The organism is Nocardioides okcheonensis (genome assembly GCF_020991065.1).
Taxonomy (GTDB): domain Bacteria; phylum Actinomycetota; class Actinomycetes; order Propionibacteriales; family Nocardioidaceae; genus Nocardioides; species Nocardioides okcheonensis.
The window spans coordinates 1,554,170-1,572,083 of the sequence record NZ_CP087710.1 but is presented as its reverse complement, the minus strand read 5'-3'; the positions used below and the strand labels follow the sequence as shown (position 1 = coordinate 1,572,083).

General features: G+C 73.4%; 18 protein-coding genes and 1 other RNA gene. 15 read left to right on the top strand and 4 right to left on the bottom strand.

Annotation, left to right across the window (positions count from 1 at the left end; genetic code table 11):
• Nucleotides 1-19 precede the first annotated feature (19 nt).
• The 9 genes from LN652_RS07545 to LN652_RS07505 all read left to right on the top strand — a co-directional run bounded on the left by LN652_RS07545 (nt 20) and on the right by LN652_RS07505 (nt 8,872).
• Nucleotides 20-1,309: an extracellular solute-binding protein gene (locus LN652_RS07545; RefSeq protein WP_230444052.1), complete on the top strand. Its 1,290-nt coding sequence runs from the start codon at nt 20-22 to the stop codon at nt 1,307-1,309.
• A gap of 76 nt (nt 1,310-1,385) precedes the next feature.
• Nucleotides 1,386-2,354: a carbohydrate ABC transporter permease gene (locus LN652_RS07540; RefSeq protein ID WP_230444051.1), complete on the top strand. Its 969-nt coding sequence runs from the start codon at nt 1,386-1,388 to the stop codon at nt 2,352-2,354.
• A 1-nt stretch (nt 2,355) separates the two neighbouring features.
• Complete coding sequence (locus LN652_RS07535; protein ID WP_230444050.1) at nt 2,356-3,195, top strand: carbohydrate ABC transporter permease; 840 nt, start codon at nt 2,356-2,358, stop codon at nt 3,193-3,195.
• Nucleotides 3,192-4,604, top strand: coding sequence for a glycoside hydrolase family 3 protein (locus LN652_RS07530; protein ID WP_407941532.1), 1,413 nt, complete (start codon nt 3,192-3,194; stop codon nt 4,602-4,604). Before LN652_RS07535 ends, LN652_RS07530 begins: the two co-directional genes overlap by 4 nt.
• Complete coding sequence (locus tag LN652_RS07525) at nt 4,601-5,515, top strand: ROK family protein (RefSeq protein WP_230444048.1); 915 nt, start codon at nt 4,601-4,603, stop codon at nt 5,513-5,515. The genes LN652_RS07530 and LN652_RS07525 overlap by 4 nt, the downstream gene beginning before the upstream one ends.
• Nucleotides 5,516-5,553: 38 nt before the next feature.
• Entirely contained in the window at nt 5,554-6,867 is a 1,314-nt protein-coding gene (locus LN652_RS07520) for a hemolysin family protein (protein ID WP_230444047.1), read from the top strand.
• A gap of 1 nt (nt 6,868) precedes the next feature.
• Nucleotides 6,869-7,408: a hypothetical protein gene (locus LN652_RS07515; protein ID WP_230444046.1), complete on the top strand. Its 540-nt coding sequence runs from the start codon at nt 6,869-6,871 to the stop codon at nt 7,406-7,408.
• Nucleotides 7,409-7,625: 217 nt separating this feature from the next.
• Nucleotides 7,626-7,996, top strand: a transfer-messenger RNA (tmRNA) gene (gene ssrA / locus LN652_RS07510).
• Nucleotides 7,997-8,173: 177 nt separating this feature from the next.
• A complete protein-coding gene (locus LN652_RS07505; protein ID WP_230444045.1) occupies nt 8,174-8,872 on the top strand; it encodes a type 1 glutamine amidotransferase domain-containing protein in 699 nt (232 codons plus the stop codon).
• A gap of 252 nt (nt 8,873-9,124) precedes the next feature.
• Here the strand turns inward: LN652_RS07505 and LN652_RS07500 are convergent, their stop codons facing one another.
• A complete protein-coding gene (locus tag LN652_RS07500; RefSeq protein ID WP_230444044.1) occupies nt 9,125-9,841 on the bottom strand; it encodes a transporter substrate-binding domain-containing protein in 717 nt (238 codons plus the stop codon).
• 105 nt (nt 9,842-9,946) lie between these two features.
• Nucleotides 9,947-11,146: a glycoside hydrolase family 6 protein gene (locus tag LN652_RS07495; RefSeq protein ID WP_230444043.1), complete on the bottom strand. Its 1,200-nt coding sequence runs from the start codon at nt 11,144-11,146 to the stop codon at nt 9,947-9,949.
• 76 nt (nt 11,147-11,222) lie between these two features.
• Between LN652_RS07495 and LN652_RS07490 the strand changes: the two genes are divergently transcribed.
• Nucleotides 11,223-11,903 (top strand): nitroreductase, encoded by a 681-nt coding sequence (locus tag LN652_RS07490; RefSeq protein WP_230444042.1) that lies wholly within the window; start codon nt 11,223-11,225, stop codon nt 11,901-11,903.
• Between the two features lie 6 nt (nt 11,904-11,909).
• Here the strand turns inward: LN652_RS07490 and LN652_RS07485 are convergent, their stop codons facing one another.
• A complete protein-coding gene (locus tag LN652_RS07485) occupies nt 11,910-12,782 on the bottom strand; it encodes a cobalamin-binding protein (RefSeq protein ID WP_230444041.1) in 873 nt (290 codons plus the stop codon).
• Nucleotides 12,783-12,854: 72 nt separating this feature from the next.
• Between LN652_RS07485 and LN652_RS07480 the strand changes: the two genes are divergently transcribed.
• Genes LN652_RS07480 through LN652_RS07470 form a run of 3 tightly spaced genes read left to right on the top strand, consistent with a single transcriptional unit; the run spans nt 12,855 to nt 14,916 of the window.
• Complete coding sequence (locus LN652_RS07480; protein ID WP_230444040.1) at nt 12,855-13,226, top strand: PH domain-containing protein; 372 nt, start codon at nt 12,855-12,857, stop codon at nt 13,224-13,226.
• Between the two features lie 16 nt (nt 13,227-13,242).
• The gene (locus LN652_RS07475; protein WP_230444039.1) at nt 13,243-13,653 is read left to right on the top strand and encodes an HIT family protein; all 411 of its coding nucleotides are present in this window, start codon (nt 13,243-13,245) and stop codon (nt 13,651-13,653) included.
• Nucleotides 13,654-13,710: 57 nt separating this feature from the next.
• Nucleotides 13,711-14,916: a hypothetical protein gene (locus tag LN652_RS07470; protein WP_230444038.1), complete on the top strand. Its 1,206-nt coding sequence runs from the start codon at nt 13,711-13,713 to the stop codon at nt 14,914-14,916.
• A gap of 3 nt (nt 14,917-14,919) precedes the next feature.
• On the opposite strand, the gene LN652_RS07465 is transcribed toward LN652_RS07470, so the two are convergent.
• Nucleotides 14,920-16,011: a phosphatase PAP2 family protein gene (locus tag LN652_RS07465; protein ID WP_230444037.1), complete on the bottom strand. Its 1,092-nt coding sequence runs from the start codon at nt 16,009-16,011 to the stop codon at nt 14,920-14,922.
• 75 nt (nt 16,012-16,086) lie between these two features.
• Between LN652_RS07465 and LN652_RS07460 the strand changes: the two genes are divergently transcribed.
• Both LN652_RS07460 and LN652_RS07455 read left to right on the top strand, forming a co-directional pair.
• Nucleotides 16,087-16,854 (top strand): SDR family NAD(P)-dependent oxidoreductase, encoded by a 768-nt coding sequence (locus LN652_RS07460; protein WP_230444036.1) that lies wholly within the window; start codon nt 16,087-16,089, stop codon nt 16,852-16,854.
• 366 nt (nt 16,855-17,220) lie between these two features.
• Nucleotides 17,221-17,814 (top strand): C40 family peptidase, encoded by a 594-nt coding sequence (locus tag LN652_RS07455; RefSeq protein WP_230444035.1) that lies wholly within the window; start codon nt 17,221-17,223, stop codon nt 17,812-17,814.
• Nucleotides 17,815-17,914: the final 100 nt, after the last annotated feature.

Genomic DNA, 17,914 nt, shown 5'->3' with positions numbered 1-17,914 from the left:
ACCCACCGAGAGGACACCCGTGGTGCGCATCAAGAAGACGCTGACCGGACTGGCGGTCACCGCGCTCGCCGTCACGTCGCTGGCCGCGTGCGGCAGCGACGACGACCCGTCGGGCGGTGACGGCGGCCCGGAGTCGGCCGACATCCGGGTCTGGCTCAACGGCACGGACACCCCGCAGGAGGCGCGGGACTGGCTGAAGAAGACCTTCGAGGACGACCACCCCGGCTCGACGCTGACCATCGAGCAGCAGGAGTGGGACGGGCTGGTCGAGAAGCTGACCACCTCGCTGTCCAGCGAGTCCGAGACCCCCGACGTCGTCGAGATCGGCAACACGCAGGCGCCGACCTTCACCTCGGCCGGCGCGTTCGCCGACCTCACCGACGACCTCGGCGACCTCGGCGGCGACGACCTGCTGCCCGGCTTCGTGGACGGCGCCACCGTCGACGGCGCGACCTACGCGGTGCCCTACTACGCGGGCTCGAAGTACATCTTCTACCGCAAGGACCTGCTCGAGGAGGCCGGGCTCGAGGTCCCCACGACGCTCGACGAGTTCGTCCAGACGGCCGTCGCGCTCAAGGAGGCCAACCCGAAGCCGGCCAACTTCTCCGGCTTCTGGTTCCCCGGGCAGGACTGGCGCAACGGCGCCGCGTTCGTCTGGGCCGCCGGCGGCGACCTCGCGACCGAGGACGGCGGGGAGTGGACGCCCGCGCTGAGCTCGCCCGAGTCGGTCGCCGGCCTCGAGATGGCCCAGGAGCTCTTCGAGAAGGCCTCCGGCGCGCCCAAGGACGGCAACGAGGCCGACCCGTGGACGCCGTTCTGCGCCGGCGAGGTCGGCATGATGTCGACACCGGGCTGGGTCAAGGGCCTGATCGAGGCGGAGGACACCGGCTGCCCGGACACGTTCGCCAAGCAGATGGGCGTCTTCGCGCTGCCCGGCGCGGACGGCTCCCCGGCGCCGGTGCTGCTCGGCGGCTCCGACATCGCGATCGCCGCGAAGTCGCCCAACCAGGACCTCGCGCAGGACGCCGTCGCGCTGATGCTCAGCGACGACTACCAGACGATCCTGGCCGAGGCCGGCCTCACGCCGGCCAAGGAGTCGCTCGCCTCCCTGCTCGGCGACGACGACTACGCCGCCGCGACGATCGAGGCCGCGTCCAACGCCAAGCTCACGCCGGCCGCGCCCGGCTGGGCCAACGTCGAGGGCTCGCGGGTGCTGGAGGACCTCTTCAGCGCGATCGCCCAGGGCGGCGACGTCACCGACCTGGCGACGAAGGCCGACGAGCAGATGAGCGGCCAGCTGAACGGCTGACCCACCGATCGGCCCCGGCGGGGGCGGCGCGACCGCTGCCCCCGCCGAGGCCTGCCCACGCGATGATGAGGACCGGATGAGCACCGAGACCGAGCACCGACCGGGCGTCCGCCCGGCCCGGCCGCGAGAGGAGGCCACCGTGCGCCCGACCGCACCGCGCCACCGCGACCCGCTGCCGTACGTCCTGCTGGCCCCGGCGGTGCTCGCCCTCGCGCTCGCACTGGGTTACCCGCTGGTGCGCCAGCTGGTGCTGTCGTTCCAGGAGTTCGGGCTGGCCCAGCAGTTCGGCCGGGCCCCGGAGTGGGTCGGGCTGGACAACTACCGCGCCCTGCTCACCGACGCGTACCTGTGGCGCGTCACCGGCCGCACCATCGCGTTCTGCCTGGTCAACGCGACGCTCACGATGCTGCTCGGCGTCGGGCTCGCGCTGGTGATGCGGTCGATGTCGCGCGGTGTGCGGCTGCTCGCCCAGACCGGGCTGCTGCTCGCGTGGGCGATGCCGGTCGTCGCCTCGCTGACCGTGTGGCAGTGGCTCTTCGACACCCAGTACGGCGTCGTCAACTACCTGCTCACCGCGCTGGGCGCCGACTACGAGGGCCACGGCTGGCTGCTGCGACCGCTGTCCTTCTTCTTCGTCGCCACGGTCGTGGTGGTCTGGATGAGCGTGCCGTTCGTGGCGTTCACCGTCTACGCCGCGCTCACCCAGCTGCCGGAGGAGCTCGAGGAGGCCGCCGAGATCGACGGGGCGACCGCGTGGCAGCGGCTGACCTCGATCATCCTGCCGACGGTCCGCCCGGTCCTGCTGGTCGTCGCGCTGCTCCAGGTCATCTGGGACCTGCGCGTCTTCACCCAGGTCTACATCCTCCAGGAGGCCGGCGGGTCGGCCCGCGGCACCAACCTCCTCGGCACCTACATCTACCGGCTCGGCATCGGCGGCGGTGACTTCGGCACCTCGGCGGCCGTCGCGGTCTTCATGCTCGCGCTGACGGTGGTGCTCACCGCGCCCTACGTCCGCGCGATGCTGCGCCAGGAGAGGCAGGCCTGAGATGTCCAGCACCCCGTCGCGCCCGGTCCGCTGGGCGGCCAACACCGTCGGCGTCGTGGCCTTCGTGCTCGCTGCCTTCCCGGTCTACTGGATGGTCAACAGCTCGTTCCTCGACCGCAACCAGATCCGCAACCCGGTGCCGACGTGGGTGCCGTTCGGCGGTGACCTCGACAACTTCCGCACCGTCTTCGAGACCGACCAGTTCGTCAGCGCGATGCGAACCAGCCTGATGGTCACCGGGCTGACCCTCGTCGTGGCCCTCACCTTCGCGTTCGTCGCGGCGGTCGCGGTCTCGCGCTTCCGCTTCCGCGGCAGGATCTCCTTCGTGGTGACCCTGCTGGTCATCCAGATGATCCCGGCGGAGGGGCTGTTCATCTCCCAGTACAAGATGCTGGAGGCGACGGACCTGCTCAACACCGTCGTCGGGCTCACCGTCGTCTACGTCGCCGGGGTGCTGCCCTTCACGATCTGGACCCTGCGCGGCTTCGTCGAGGGGGTCCCCTACGAGCTGGAGGAGGCCGCGATGATGGACGGCTGCACCCGCACCCAGGCGTTCTTCCGGATCACCTTCCCGCTGCTCGCGCCGGGCCTGGTCGCCACCGGCGTCTTCGGCTTCATCCAGGCGTGGAACGAGTTCACCCTCGCGCTGGTCGTGATGACCCGCGAGGACCACCGCACGCTGCCGCTGTGGCTCTCGACCTTCACCGACGTCAACCGCGGCACCGACTGGGGCGGCATCATGGCCGGCTCGACGCTCATCGCGGTGCCGGTGATCGTGTTCTTCCTCGTCGTCCAGGGCCGGATGGCCAGCGGCCTCACCGCCGGCGCGGTCAAGGGATGAGCCCGGTGGACGTACGCGGCCTCGCGCTGCAGGTGCTGCTCCCCGGCTTCGAGGGGACCACGCTGCCCGACGACCACCGCGCGCTGCTCGAGCAGGGGCTCGGCGGCGTGTGCCTCTTCGGCAGCAACACCGCCGCCGGCCACGCCACGACCGCCGCCCTGGTCGCCGCCGTACGCGCCGCCAACCCGCTGGCCGTGGTCGCGGTCGACGAGGAGGGCGGCGACGTCAGCCGGCTGCACACCCGCGAGCCGAGCCCGGTGCTCGGCGCCGCCGCGCTCGGCGGGGTCGGCGACCCCGACCTGACCGAGGCGGTCGGCCGGTGGGTCGGCCACGAGCTCGCCGCGCTCGGGATCACCCTCGACCTCGCGCCCGACGCGGACGTCAACAGCGACCCGCTCAACCCGGTCATCGGCACCCGCAGCTTCGGCACCGAGCCGCACCGGGTGGCCGAGCACGTCGCCGCCTGGACCCGCGGCGTCCAGTCGGCCGGCGTCGCCGCCTGCGCCAAGCACTTCCCGGGGCACGGCGACACCGCGGTCGACAGCCACCTCGACCTGCCCCGGGTCGACGTCGACGCCGACACCCTCGCCGCGCGCGAGCTGGTGCCGTTCGACGCGGCCGTCGAGGCCGGCACCGCCGCGGTGATGACGTCCCACATCGTGGTGCCCGCGCTCGACCCGCACCGGCCGGCCACGCTGAGCCCGGTCGTGCTCGGGATGCTGCGCGACGTGCTGGAGTTCGACGGCGTCATCGTCAGCGACGCGCTCGACATGGCCGGCGCCTCCGCCGGTCGCGGCATCCCCGAGGCGGCGGTGCTGGCCCTGGCCGCCGGATGCGACCTGCTCTGCCTCGGCCCCGACAAGCCCGCCGCGCTGGTGCTCGAGGTGCGCGACGCCGTGGTCCGCGCCGTCGAGGACGGGCGCCTCCCGGCCGCCCGGCTCGCCGACGCGGCGGCCCGGGTGCGCGCGATGCGGGTGGACGCCACCTCGCAGCCGGCGCTGCCCGACCACGAGCGGCAGGTCGCCGCGGTCGCGGGGGCGCTGGTGCGCGAGGGGGCGCTGCCCGACCTGGACGGCGCCGTGGTGGTGTCGGTCGAGACGAGCGCCAACATCGCGGTCGGCGACGTCGCGTGGGGGATCCGGCCCGACGTCCGCGTCGACGCGTCCGGCGCCGGCCTGCCGTCCGACGGCGCCGCGCTGGTCGTGCAGGTGCGCGACGCCGCCCGCCGCCCCGAGGTGCTCGACCTGCTGCGGTCCCTGGCCCGCGACGGCCGCGCCGCGGTGGTCGTCGAGTGGGGCTGGCCCGGGGCGTACGACGTCGGCCTCCCGCGGATCTGCACGCGCGGGTCGTCCGGGCCCGCGGTCGCGGCGGTGGAGGCCGTCCTGCGCGACGCCGGGTGGGCGCGGTGAGCCCGCCGCTCGCCGGCGCCCGCACGGTCGGGCTCGACATCGGCGGCACCAAGACCCACGGCGTCGTCCTCGAGCCCGACGGGACGGTCCTCGCGCAGGTGCGCCGGGAGACCGTGCCGGGTGCCGAGGGGCTGCTGGCCACCGCCCACGCGGTGTTCGAGGCGCTGCGCGCGGAGACCGGGCTGCCGCTCACCGACCGGCTGGGCGTGGGCGTGCCGGGACTGGTCGACGTCGGCCGCGGGGTGCTGCGCCACGCCGTCAACCTCGGCGTCGACGGTGACGACCTGCCGCTGCGGCGGCTGCTGTCCGAGCGGCTCTGCGTGCCGGTGGTGGTGGAGAACGACGTCAACGCCGCCGCCCTCGCCGCGCAGGCGCTCACCGGCGTCGACGACGTGGTCTACCTCAGCCTCGGCACCGGCCTCGCCGCAGGCGTGGTCGTCGACGGCCGGCTGCGTCGCGGTGCGCACGGGGCCGCCGGCGAGATCGGGCACGTGCCGGTCGATCCCGCCGGGGAGGTCTGCGGGTGCGGTCAGCGCGGCTGCCTCGAGACCGTCGCCTCCGGACGCGCCGTGGCGCGCGCCTGGCCGACCGTGCGCGGCCACTCCGCGGCGGCGCTGTTCGCGGCGGCCGCGTCGGGCGACGCCAAGGCGGTCGCGGTCCGCGACCGGTTCTGCTGGGGCGTCGCGAGCGCGGTCCGGGTGGTCGGCCTGACGATCGACCCCGAGCGGATCGTGGTCGGCGGCGGCGTCGCCGAGGTCGGCGAGCCGCTGCGCGAGGGTGTGGTTCGCCAGCTCGCGCTGCTGGGTCGGGGATCGCCGTTCCTCGCGTCCCTCGAGCTGGGCGACCGGCTGGTGATGGTGCCCCCGGGGCTCCCCGTCGCGGCGGTGGGCGCCGCGATCCGCGGCCGCTGACCTCACCGGCGTTGGGCGCGGCTCGGTAGGTTGTGCGCGTGGAAGCCGGCACCTGGATCGACGTCCTGCTCGTCCTCGCGTTCATCCTCGTGGGTGGTGTCTTCGCCGCGACCGAGATCGCGCTGGTCTCGCTGCGCGCCGGCCAGGTGGACCGCCTCGACACCGAGGGCGGCCGCGGCCACGCCGTCGCGTCGCTCGCCCGCGACCCCAACCGGTTCCTGTCCGCGGTCCAGATCGGCGTCACCGTCGCCGGGTTCTTCTCCGCCGCGTTCGGCGCCTCGACCCTGGCGCCGGCGTTCGTGGGGATCTGGGAGGGCCTCGGCGTCCCGGCGCCCGACACCGTCTCGCTCGTCGTGACCACCCTCGTCGTGTCCTACCTCTCGCTGGTCCTCGGCGAGCTGGTGCCCAAGCGCCTCGCGCTCCAGCGCTCGGTCGGCGTGTCCAAGCTCTTCGCCCCTCCGCTCGGCGTCTTTGCCCGGGTGATGACGCCGGTGATCTGGCTGCTCTCCCTGTCGACCAACGCGCTCGTCCGGCTCCTCGGCGGCAACCCCGACGCCGCGGGCGACGAGGTCGACGAGGAGGAGCTGCGGATGATGATCTCGGGCCACGAGGACATCCCGGAGGACGAGCGCAAGCTGGTCGACGACGTGTTCGACGCCGGCGACCGCTCGCTCAGCGAGGTGATGAAGCCGCGTGGCGACGTCGTCTTCCTGCGCGGCGACCTGACCCTGGCCGACGCGGTCGCGGTGATCGCGTCGGAGCCCTACACGCGCTACCCGGTCACCGGCAGCAACTTCGACGAGGTGCTCGGCTACCTCCACCTGCGCGACGTCCTCCTCCACGCCAACGACCGCGAGCGCACCGTCGCCGACCTGGTCCGCGAGCTGCCGGTGCTGCCGCGCACCAACCGGGTGCTGCCCTCGATGGACCAGCTGCGGCGCCTCGGCGCCCACATCGCCCTCGTCGTCGACGAGTACGGCGGCACCGACGGCATCGTCACCCTCGAGGACCTGGTGGAGGAGCTGGTCGGCGAGATCCAGGACGAGTACGACCGCGACGCCGAGCGGGAGGCGGCCGCCGACCCCGAGACCTACGACGCCGGCCTGTCCATCGAGGACTTCGCCGACCGCACCGGCCTCGCTCTCGAGGACGGCCCCTACGAGACGGTCGCGGGCTACGTCCTGCACGGACTGGCCCGGATGGGCGGCGTCGGCGACCGGGTCGCCGCGGGCGACCACGTGCTCGAGGTGGCCGAGGTCGACGGGCACCGGATCACCCGGGTGCGGCTGCACCAGCCGCCCGAGCCCGTGCCGGACGGGGGAGCCGAGGCCGGGTCCCCCGACGAGGCCTGACGTGCGGCGGCTCGGGCCGCTCGCGGGGGCGATCGTCCTGCTCGCCCTGTCCGGGTGCGGGTCGGACGACGCCGCGACGACGCCCGCGGGGAAGCCGCCGTCGCTCGAGGCGTACGCCGAGGTCGTCGCCGACCACCTCGGCCGCGAGCCGCGGATCGCGGAGCCGTGGGACGTGATGACCCGCGAGCTCGAGGTCGACGCCGACGGCGCCACCCTCGTGGTGGGACGCCGCGACTCGCTGGACGTCGCCGTCGCGCCCACGACCGACAACCCGCTCGTGTGCGCCGACGAGTCCTTCTTCGACGCCTGCGTCGAGCTCGGCGACGACCCCTCCGGTGGGCGGCTGCTGCTCGGCTGGCAGGAGGAGGAGCCCGAGGAGGACCCGGGGGTCGTCTACGTCATCGACCGCCGCGACGGCGAGGACGTCGTGGCGCGCTACACGGGCGCCGTCGTCACCGGCGACCCGCGCGAGCTCGACCTCGGCATCAGCCTGGAGGAGATGGTCGCCGTGGTCAGCGACGCACGGCTGACCCTCGGGTGACCTGACACGGCCCGGCTCGCGTCCCACCGCGAGGTGTGCCTCGATGCGACACGGGGTGCACCACGACCGAGGCCCCGGCACGCCGGTTTCCGGCACACCCCGTGTCGCCTCGGCGCACGCTTTGCCGCGGGTCGCGGCGCAGGGTGTGTCACGTCCCACCGGGAATGCGGGCGACGGCGTGCGGCGTTGACCCGTATGATCGAGTCACAACTCAAGAGGGGCTGATCGGTTTCGACTTGGGACGTTAGTCCCAGGAGAAGCGGGTCGAGAAGCCAGCGTCAACTCGTAAATGTCCGCTGGAAATCCATAGTTGCCAACACCAATCGCAACGACTTCGCTCTCGCTGCCTGAGCAGTGATCGAAGGGTCTGACCGGGCACCCGTCTCCGTCCCGGATCCAGGCCTCATCTAGGAGACTTGCTGGTCGCTCTCTGTCAGGAGGGGCGGCCGGGACTCAATCCTGACTGAGCCTGTCGGTGACCTGTCCGTGGGAGCACCGAGGCCGAGAAAAGCGATCGCACGGACTGCACCCGGAGAAGACCTGGGTCGGCGCTCGAGGACCGGGGTTCGATTCCCCGCAGCTCCACCGGCACCATCACCAGCAGCCCTCATGAGACACCACACCAACGCCCCGGCGGGCCTCCCGCCGGGGCGATCGTGCGTCCCCGCACCCCCTCGACGCCACGGGCCGCGCATGGCACGGCTGGCTAGCGTCGTCACGACGGCGCCTCCCGACGCCGCACCCCCACCCCCGAGGAGTACCGCCATGCCCAGGATCCTGACCGTCCTGACCGGAGCCGACCACTGGACGCTCAACGACGGCACCACGCACCCCACCGGCTTCTGGGCCGAGGAGCTGCTCGCCCCGCTCGAGGTCTTCGCCGACGCGGGGATCGACGTCGACCTCGCCAGCCCGGGAGGCCGCACGCCCGTCGTCGACGAGGGCAGCCTCGACCCCGGCACCATCGGCGAGGAGGAGTCGGCGAAGCAGCGCAAGGCCCTCGACGCGCTGCAGGAGCGGCTGGCCTCCACCCTGGTGCTTGCCGACGTCGACCTCGACGCCTACGACGCCGTCTTCGTGCCCGGCGGGCACGGCCCGATGGAGGACCTCGCCGTCGACCCCGACCTCGGTCGCGTGCTGGTGACGATGCTCGACGGCGGCAAGGTCGTCTCCTCGGTCTGCCACGGCCCCGCAGGCCTGCTGCCGGCGAAGCGCGAGGACGGCTCGTGGCTGTTCGAGGGGCGCAGGCTGACGGCCTTCACCGACGCCGAGGAGGAGCAGGCCGGCCTCGCCGACAAGGCACCGTGGCTGCTGGAGTCCCGCCTGCGCGAGTCGGGCGCGAGCTTCTCGTCGGGCGAGCCGTGGGCGCCGTTCGTCGTCGTCGACGGCAACCTCGTCACCGGCCAGAACCCGGCGTCCAGCAAGGAGGCCGCGCAGGAGGTCGTCACGCTGCTGAAGGGCTGACAGGGGCGCTGCCCTCGCTGGTCGAGGAGGTCGCGCGGGCCCTCGCTGGTCGAGGAGGTCGCAAAGCGACCGTCACGAGACCGCAGAGCTCAGCTGGGGAACCAGGTGCAGGCGAAAAGGCCGCTCCGGGCTGCAGTTGGTTCCCCAGGCAGCGCTCGCAAGTGGTCCAGGGGTCTCGTGACACGACTTCGTCGTTCCTCGACCAACGGGGTGCGGCGGGACTCCGTCCCTCCTCGACCAACGGGGAACGCTTCAGGCCGGCGGGGCGACCGAGGCGTCCGTACGCCCCGAGCGGGCGAGCGACTCCGCGACGAACCCGCTGGCCTTGACGTCCTCGACGAACGCGCGCAGCGCGTCGACGGCGGCGCCGCTGCGCGAGCGGGGGACACCGACGGCCTGCTGGATCTCCATGAAGCGCGGCTCGAGGACCCGCGTGCCCGGGTGCGCGGCGGCGAAGTCCGTCACCGGCTGGCGGATGCCCGCGCCGGCCTCGAGGCCCTCGTCGAGGAAGACGGTGGTGCCCTCGGCGCCGCGCACCAGCTCCGCGTGGGCCAGCGTGCGGGTGAGGAACAGGTCGTAGGCCGAGCCGTTCTTCACGCCGACCCGCACGCCCGGCCGGTCGACGTCGTCGGAGGTGGTCAGCGGCGAGTCGCCGGGGACCACGAAGACGCCCTCGATGACGGCGTACGGCGCCGAGAAGGCGACCGCCTCGGCACGGGCCGGGTCGACGGCGAGGAAGCAGACGTCGGCGCGGCCGTCCTCGATCGCGGCGAAGGAGTCACGGGCCGCGTCGAAGCACAGCAGGTCGACCGGGACGCCGATCCGCGACGCGAGCTCGCGGGCGAGGTCGACCGTCACGCCCGTCGGAGCGTCCGGCGTGCCCTGGGCGAGCACCGGGTTGCCGAGGTTGATCGAGGCGCGGAGGGTGCCGGTGGGGGCGAGGTCGTCGGCGAGGGCGTGGGTGGTCATGCCGTCATCGTGACAGGGCTCTCGTGACACGACTTCGTCGTTCCTCGACCAGCGGGAGCGGGGTCTCGTGACACGACTTCGTCGTTCCTCGACCAGCGGGGGTGCTCAGCGGGGACCGGTGGCCGTCCACGGCGTCGTGCGGACCATGTCGAGCGCACGCTGGGCGACGAACGGGTCGGCCTGGTTGAACAGCCAGGGTCGGCCGAACCACACGAAGCCGTCGACGTACGTCGCCGCGATCCGGCGCTGCTTCGCCGGCAGCCCCCACTGCGGGTCGGCGGGGCGCGGGGTCGGCGGGATGCCGAGGGTGACGCAGCGCTTCATCTTCCGCGTCGAGCAGGTGCGGGCGTTGTTCTTGAGGTCCTTCTTCGTGGCCGGGACGATGTCGGGCCACATGGTGGGTCGCCCGGACTTCGCGGTGTCGACGATGAAGTGCTTGTCGCCGTAGCCGTCGGCGCGCAGGATCTCGAGGATCTCGGCACCGCGGTCGATGTTCTCGACCGGCCCGGTGTAGTGGGTGGAGTCGAGCGCGAAGCCGCGGGCGTACTGGATCCCCGACAGCTCAAGGATCTTCGCGCAGCTCGACGACTCCTGCCGGGTGCCGTTCTCGCACCAGTCGGCGGCGCCGGCGTCGATGTAGACGCTGGTGTTCGGCAGCGCGCTGAGGGTCTGGGTGGCCCAGGTGAGCAGCTCGGACTTCGCAGCGCGGTCGGGCGCGCAGAGCAGGAAGGGCCCGTCGGGCTGCATCACGACGAGCGTGTGGGCGGCCCCGATGCCGGCCGCGAGCTCGGTGACCCAGGTGCGATAGCTCGCGGCCTCGGCCGGGGTGGTGGGGCGGGTGCAGGCCTCGCCCTCCCACGGCACCATCCGGAAGACCGCCATCTGCGCGAGCGTCTCGGGGTTGCCGTCCTGCGACGACGCGACGTAGTCGGTGACCGTCTGGCGGATCGACGTGTCGGGCACGAACGCGCCGTACCACTTGGTGCGGGGCCGCTCGGCGATCGTGGCCAGCGCCTCGCGGACCTTGCCGGTGGCCTCGGTGAAGGGTCGCCACACCTGGTCCTGCGGGCCCTCGTAGACGCCCCACAACCGGCCCGCGAGCGGGTTGGTCGGGTTCTGCCGGTGGGCGCGCGCCGGGGCCAGCCAGACCGGCTGGGCGGCACGGGCGCGGACCTGCACGTGCGGTGCGGGCTCGCGGTCGGGAGCGACGGCCGTGGCAGGGGAGACGGCCGTCGCCGCGACCGCGGCCGGGGTCGCCAGCAGCGCGACGGAGGCCAGGACACGGACGAGCGACGAGAGGTGCATGGTCCGTCCATCGTCGGCGAGCCGGTGCGACGACGGGGCGTTTTGCCGATTTCCGCCGGACGGCAGGATGGGCCCCGTGACCACCGAGTCCTACGAGACGCTCGCCCGCCTGCTGGCCGAGCGCCACACCTGCCGCCAGTTCCGCCCCGACCCGGTCCCGGAGGACGTGGTCGAGCGACTGCTGGAGACCGCGCAGCGCACCCCGTCGTGGTGCAACACCCAGCCGTGGCGGGTCGAGGTCGTCACCGGCGCCGCCACGGACCGGTTCCGCGCCGCGCTGGCCGCGCACGTGATGTCCCAGCCGCAGGGGCCCGACTTCCCGTTCCCGCCGAGCTATGCCGGGGTCTACCGCGACCGGCGCCGCGAGTGCGGCCACCAGCTCCACGCCAGCGTTGGGATCGAGCGGGACGACGCCACGCGCCGCCTCGAGCAGACCCTGCGCAACTTCGACCTCTTCGACGCTCCGCACGTCGCGATCGTCACGACCGAGGCCGACCTCGGCGTCTACGGCGCGATCGACTGCGGGCTGTGGCTCCAGACGTTCCTGCTCGGCGCGCAGGCGCTCGGCCTCGCCGCCGCGCCGCAGGCCGCGCTCGCGGCGTACCCCTCGCTGGTCCGCGAGCACCTCGGCCTCCCCGAGCACCGGCTCGTCGTGTTCGGGGTGTCGTTCGGCTACGCCGACCCCGACCACCCGGTCAACGGGTTCCGCACGTCGCGCGCGGGGCTCGACGCCGCGGTGACCTGGCACCGCGACTGACGGGCGTCAGACCTCGCGGGCCGCGCCCGGCGTGAGCCCCGCGTCGGGGTGCAGCACCGCTGCGAGCGCCTCGACGCCGTCGACCAGCCGCGGCCCGGGCCGGGCGAACTGCCCGTCGGCGTCGACCGCCCAGACGGGGACGTCGGGGAAGTGGTGGCGTACGCCCGCCGCCAGGTCGGCGCTGGCGTCGAGGCCGAAGCCGCAGGGTGCGACCACGACGACGTCCGGCGCGGAGGCGCGCGCCTCCTCCCAGGTGGTGCGCCCCGACCGGGCACCGGCGGTGCCGAGGGTCGGCTCTCCACCGGCGCGGACGACCATCTCCGGGATCCAGTGGCCGGGCGTGAACGGCGGGTCGGTCCACTCCAGCACCAGCACCCGCGGACGCTCGCGTCCGGCGACGCGCGCCTCGACCGCGGCGAGCCGGGCCTCCAGCGACGCGACCAGGTCGGCGGCCTGCCGCTCACGACCGGTGAGGCGGCCGATCTCGGTGACCGAGGCGAGCACGTCGGCCAGCGTGTGGGGGTCGAGGGTCGCGACGTCGGCCCGGCAGCCGAGGTGCTCGAGCGCGCCGTCGACGGTGTCCACGTCGACCGCGCAGACCGCGCACAGGTCCTGGGTGACGACGAGGTCGGCGTCGAGGTCGGCGAGCGCGCCGGCGTCGAGGCGGTAGAGGTCCTCACCGGCGCTCATCGCGGCTGCGACGAAGGCGTCGATCTCGCCGGGCGTCAGGCCCTCGGGCATCGCCGAGGTCGACACCACCCGCCGTTCCCTCGCGACGGGCGGGTGGTCGCACTCGAAGGTGACGCCCACGACCTCGTCGCCCGCGCCGACGGCGAACAGGATCTCGGTGGCCGACGGGATCAGGGAGACGATGCGCACCCGCCGAGCCTAGACGGGGCGGTCCGCGACGAACCGGACACGGATGTCGGTGCGGCATGTCAGGGTGCGGCCATGGAAACTGCTGCCATCACGTCCTGGACCCTGGTCCAGGAGATCCCGATCCCTGCCGACGTCCACGACCTCCTCGTGGAGGGGGAGCAGGCCGTCGCCGCCTACAAGACCTTCCGTGACTCGGCGATCTTCACGACCAAGCGCCTCATCGTCCGCGACGCCCAGGGGATCACCGGCAAGAAGGTCGAGGTGTACTCGCTGCCCTACAGCCGCATCGACATGTGGTCCTCCGAGAACGCCGGCAAGCTGCTCGACTTCAACGCCGAGCTCGAGATGTGGACCCGCGCCGGTCACATCAAGATCAAGCTCGACAAGAAGGTCGACATCCGCAGGCTCGACAAGCTCATCGCCTGGGCCGTGCTCGGCGCCTGATCGGCACACTGGCGCCATGGCCGACTGCGTCTTCTGCCGGATCGTCTCCGGCGACCTGCCCGGGCACGTCGTGCTCGAGACCGACGACCTCGTGGCGTTCCTCGACACCCGCCCGGTGTTCAAGGGCCACGTGCTGCTGGTGCCGCGCGAGCACGTCGAGACGTTGCCAGACCTCCCGGCGGCGCTGCGCGACGGATTCCTCGACGCTGCGCAACGGCTGGCGGTCGCGGTCAAGGACGGCCTCGGCGCGCAGGGCTCGTTCGTGGCCATCAACAACACCGTCAGCCAGTCGGTGCCGCACCTGCACCTGCACGTCGTGCCCCGCACGAAGGGCGACGGCCTGCGCGGCTTCTTCTGGCCCCGCACGAAGTACGCCGACGGCGAGCCCGAGGCGTACGCCGAGCGCCTGCGCGCCGCACTGGCCTGACGCCGCAGGCAACCAGGACGCCCCGGCGCGCGTCTCCCTGTCAGACAGGGGGACACCATGACCACACGACGCACCGTCCGCTCGGGCCTTGCCGCGGCGCTCCTCGCCGCCCTGACCGCCACCACCGCGCCAGCCGCCACCGCGCCCGTCGGTGCCACCGACGTCCCCGGCGCCGACCGGCAGCCGACGCTGCCCGTGCCGGTCACCGCGACGGTGACCGCCGACCAGCTCGGCGCCGAGTCCGTGCTCGCGGTCGTCTCGCACGGCCGCTTCGAGAAGGTCGGCGCGACGGGGCTGCGCCGATCGCTGGAGGTGATCACGCCCGACGGGGCGCGGCACCCCGTCTACGAGGTCGGCGTGGCCGAGGACCGCGACGGCTTCTTCCCCGGCGACTTCTCCCTCGCCGACTGGCGCCCGGAGCTGCACACGGCCCTGCTGCGGGTCTCGCAGGGGCGGTCCGGCGACCAGCTGGTGTCCTACGACGTCACCACCGGCGCGACGCGGTCGGTCGCAGCGCCGCGGCGCTCCAGCACCGTCGCGCTCGACCCGGACGGCAGCGGCGTGCTGCTGACGACGTACCCGACCGGGCGACGCGCCGGCCGGGTGGGGACCCTCGGCTGGGACGGGTCGCGGACGTGGTTCCGCGCGATGAACGACGGGTCGCCGATCACGTCGGTCGACGGCCGCACGATCGTCACGCCGCAGGGCCGCCGGTGGTGGGTCACCGACCTGGCGACGGCGACGAGCCGGTCGTTCCGGGCGCCGGCCTTCTGCGCTCCGCTGCGCTGGGCCGACGCCGACTCCGTGGTCGCGGCGTGCAACGACCGCAAGGGCTCGCAGCTGCGGATCGTCGACCTCGACGGCACCTCGTCGGCGCTCGGCGTGAGGCACACCAACCGCACCCGGCGCGACGGGCCGCAGGTCTTCAACGACGGCGAGGTCGCCACCGTGCCGGGCGGGTCGTTCTACGAGTCCTACGGCGGCTGCGGGGGAGCGTTCCTCACCCGGCAGTACGCCTCGGGCACGGTCCGCGTCGTGCGGGTGCCGGGATGGGGGGACGACACCCTCCGGCTGGTCGGGACGCGCGGCGACGACCTGCTGCTGGCCCGTACCCGCGACGACTGCGACGCGACCCACCCGCGGGGCTCGCTCAGCCTCTACGACCCGGTGACCCGCGAGGTCACCGACCTCACCGTGCTGGGGCGCAAGGACGCGTGGCGCGAGGTCGTCGACGCTGCTGAGGTCCGGGCCTGGATCTGGTGACGCTCAGCCCCGGGAGCCCACCGAGTCGGGGTCGTCGCGGGATCCCGCGGCCGCCGTGGTCGCGACCGGGGTGAGGTCGAGGGCGCCGCGGAACGACCACGGTCGCTCACGCCGCTGCAGGGGGTTGCCGGTCGCGACGGCGGCGATCACGAAGGCGGCGGCGCCGACCACGAGGCCCGCGAGCACGTCGGCGACGTAGTGCCACCCGAGATAGACCGTGGCGAGGACGGTGAGCGCGAGGAACGCCCACGCGGCCACCCGGACGGCGCGGGGCAGGCGCATCACCTCGGTCATCAGGCAGATCGTCAGCATGACCGCGACGTGCAGCGAGGCGAAGGCCGCGATGGTCTGCACGGCATGGGTGTCCCAAGGGCCGGAGAGCACCTGCACCCGGTCGGCGAGGAGCGCGTCGCGCACCGACGTGTTCGGGGTGTGCGGGAGCGCCGCGAACCACTCGGGCCGGGCGTAGGTCGGGCCCAGCGAGGGGACCGCGTAGTAGAGCGCGGCGCCCAGCATCCAGTCGACCGAGATCGCCGTGACGTACCACGCGCCGGCGGTCGAGCGGCGGGTCCAGACGAGGGCGATCGCCAGGCTGGCCGGCACCAGCCCGATCCAGATCAGGTAGACGGCGGCGCAGACCCAGTTGGTCACGCCCGTGCCGAGGACGTGGTGCAGGACGACCGCGGGGTCGTGGCCGAGCCAGAGCACGCGGTCGATCCGGGCGAGGGCGGGGTCGGCGAGCCGGTCGGTCACGAACGGGACATAGCTCTTGAGGTTGCGGAAGGCGACGTAGGCGACGTACCAGGTGAGCAGCCCGCTCGCCGTGAACGCGAGCTGGTCGCGGTCCCACCGCTGCCGCGCCACCGCCAGCAGCGTCGGCGGGCCGCCGGGTCCCCGCCGACGGCGCAGCAGCGCCCACCGCGCCACGACGTCGAGCAGGATCGCCGAGCCCACGATCGTCGGCAGGCGGAACCAGGTGGGGAGCGAGGCCCCGTCCGGGTCGCGCACCGGGAGGTGATGGGTCCACGCCACGAGCAGCGCGGCGGCGGCCATCACGGCGGCGACCACCGCCGCCGCCCGGAACTCTCGCCTCATCCCGGCACCGTACCGACACGACCGGGTCGGTAGCCTCGGCCACGTCCTCAACACCCCCAGAACTCAGGAGTCCAGATGGGTCGTTTCGACGGGCGCGTCGCCGTCATCACCGGAGCAGCGCGGGGCATCGGCTTCGGCATCGCGCAGCGGTTCGCCAGCGAGGGCGCCTCGATCGCGGTCCTCGACCTCGACGAGGCAGCAGCCAGCGAGGCCGCGGGCCGGCTCGAGCTCACCGACGGCGCGAAGGCCGTCGGGATCGCCTGCGACGTCGTGGACGCGGCCGCCGCGGAGGCCGCCGTGCAGCGCGTCGTCGACGAGCTGGGCGGGATCCACGTGCTGGTCAACAACGCCGGCATCACCCGCGACAACCTGCTGTTCAAGATGACCGAGGACGACTGGGACCTGGTCATGAACGTCCACCTCAAGGGCGTCTTCAACATGACCAAGGCCGCGCAGTCGCGGATGGTGGAGCAGAAGTACGGCAAGATCCTCAACCTCTCCAGCGTCTCCGCGCTGGGCAACCGGGGCCAGGCCAACTACTCCGCCGCCAAGATGGGCATCCAGGGCCTGACCCGCACCCTCGGCATCGAGCTCGGCCCGTTCGGCATCACCGCCAACGCGATCGCCCCCGGGTTCATTGCGACCGAGATGACCGACGCGACCGCGCGCCGGCTCAAGATGGAGCCCGAGGAGCTGCAGCGGCTCAACGCCGAGGCCACCCCCGTGCGCCGCGTCGGACAGCCCGAGGACATCGCCGCCGCGGCCGCGTTCCTCTGCAGCGACGAGGCGTCCTTCGTGACCGGCCAGACGCTCTACGTCGACGGCGGACGCAAGCTCGGCTGAGACGAACCTCACGGCCCCGGACCCGCGACGACGCGGGTCCGGGGCCGTCGTCGTCGCGGACCCGGTTTGCGGCGCCCGCGCCGGTCTGCCACCGTAATGGGCCGTCGAGTACCCCCAGGCCGGCTCGGGCCCGCCTGAAGCGTCGACCGAACGACAACTGAACCGTCCCGGACTACGCCGAGTCCTGCCCGGCCGGGACGCACCCCCGAGATCACCGAGGGCAGGAGTGGGGGACCCACAGGTTCCACCGCCGACGCGCGCGCACCCGCGCACGCCGTCGGCTCGGGGCGAAGCCACCGCGGTGGCGGAGCACCTTCCAGCTCCAGCCCGACAGCTCACCTCACAGGCGTGGGAAAGGACACCTCCATGCCTGCGACTCATCGCACGGCGCGAGCCTGCGCGCTCGCCCTCGCCGGCGCCGGCCTCGGCGCCTCGGTGCTCGCCGCCCCGGCGGCCACCGCTGCCGACGGCAGCACCACCGGCAGCAGCACGACCAGCACGGTCGCCACGACCTCCGCCACGCCGACCGCGAAGCAGTCGGCCAAGGAGCGCCAGCGCAAGCAGGCCCGCCGTGCCGCGCGCCGGGTCGACGACCGGGTGCTCGGCGCCCGCGACACCGCGATGCGCCAGCGTGGCGACTGGTACGCCTACGGCGCCAGCGGGCCGGGCTCGTTCGACTGCTCCGGACTCATCTACTTCAGCTACCGCCAGGCCGGGTTCCCGGTCCCGCGGACGTCGGCCGCGCAGGCCGGGTTCACCCGCCGGATCGCCAAGCAGGACATGCGCGCGGGCGACCTGATGTTCTTCCACGGCAGCGGCGGGGTCTACCACGCCGCGATCTTCCTGCGCTGGCAGGACGGCCACGCGGTGATGCTGCACTCGCCCGGCTCCGGCCAGCGCGTCCAGGTGGCGGTGCCGTGGACCTCCCAGTGGTTCGGCGGCACGCTGCGCCGACGCTGAGAGGCTCGTCGCACTGATCTACTGTGTGGCGCGCCTTCCCCCACGGGGGAGGGCGCGCCCGCACACTTCTTGCACCACCCCCGTCCGATCGGAGTCCCCC

What these genes read in the sequence shown, in the direction of transcription:
- LN652_RS07540 (WP_230444051.1), top strand. Translation starts at nt 1,386, where the DNA reads ATGAGCACCGAGACCGAGCACCGACCGGGCGTCCGCCCGGCCCGGCCG.
- LN652_RS07535 (WP_230444050.1), top strand. Translation starts at nt 2,356, where the DNA reads ATGTCCAGCACCCCGTCGCGCCCGGTCCGCTGGGCGGCCAACACCGTC.
- LN652_RS07530 (WP_407941532.1), top strand. Translation starts at nt 3,192, where the DNA reads ATGAGCCCGGTGGACGTACGCGGCCTCGCGCTGCAGGTGCTGCTCCCC.
- LN652_RS07505 (WP_230444045.1), top strand. Translation starts at nt 8,174, where the DNA reads ATGCCCAGGATCCTGACCGTCCTGACCGGAGCCGACCACTGGACGCTC.
- LN652_RS07500 (WP_230444044.1), bottom strand. Translation starts at nt 9,841, where the DNA reads ATGACCACCCACGCCCTCGCCGACGACCTCGCCCCCACCGGCACCCTC.
- LN652_RS07495 (WP_230444043.1), bottom strand. Translation starts at nt 11,146, where the DNA reads ATGCACCTCTCGTCGCTCGTCCGTGTCCTGGCCTCCGTCGCGCTGCTG.
- LN652_RS07480 (WP_230444040.1), top strand. Translation starts at nt 12,855, where the DNA reads ATGGAAACTGCTGCCATCACGTCCTGGACCCTGGTCCAGGAGATCCCG.
- LN652_RS07475 (WP_230444039.1), top strand. Translation starts at nt 13,243, where the DNA reads ATGGCCGACTGCGTCTTCTGCCGGATCGTCTCCGGCGACCTGCCCGGG.
- LN652_RS07470 (WP_230444038.1), top strand. Translation starts at nt 13,711, where the DNA reads ATGACCACACGACGCACCGTCCGCTCGGGCCTTGCCGCGGCGCTCCTC.
- LN652_RS07465 (WP_230444037.1), bottom strand. Translation starts at nt 16,011, where the DNA reads ATGAGGCGAGAGTTCCGGGCGGCGGCGGTGGTCGCCGCCGTGATGGCC.
- LN652_RS07460 (WP_230444036.1), top strand. Translation starts at nt 16,087, where the DNA reads ATGGGTCGTTTCGACGGGCGCGTCGCCGTCATCACCGGAGCAGCGCGG.
- LN652_RS07455 (WP_230444035.1), top strand. Translation starts at nt 17,221, where the DNA reads ATGCCTGCGACTCATCGCACGGCGCGAGCCTGCGCGCTCGCCCTCGCC.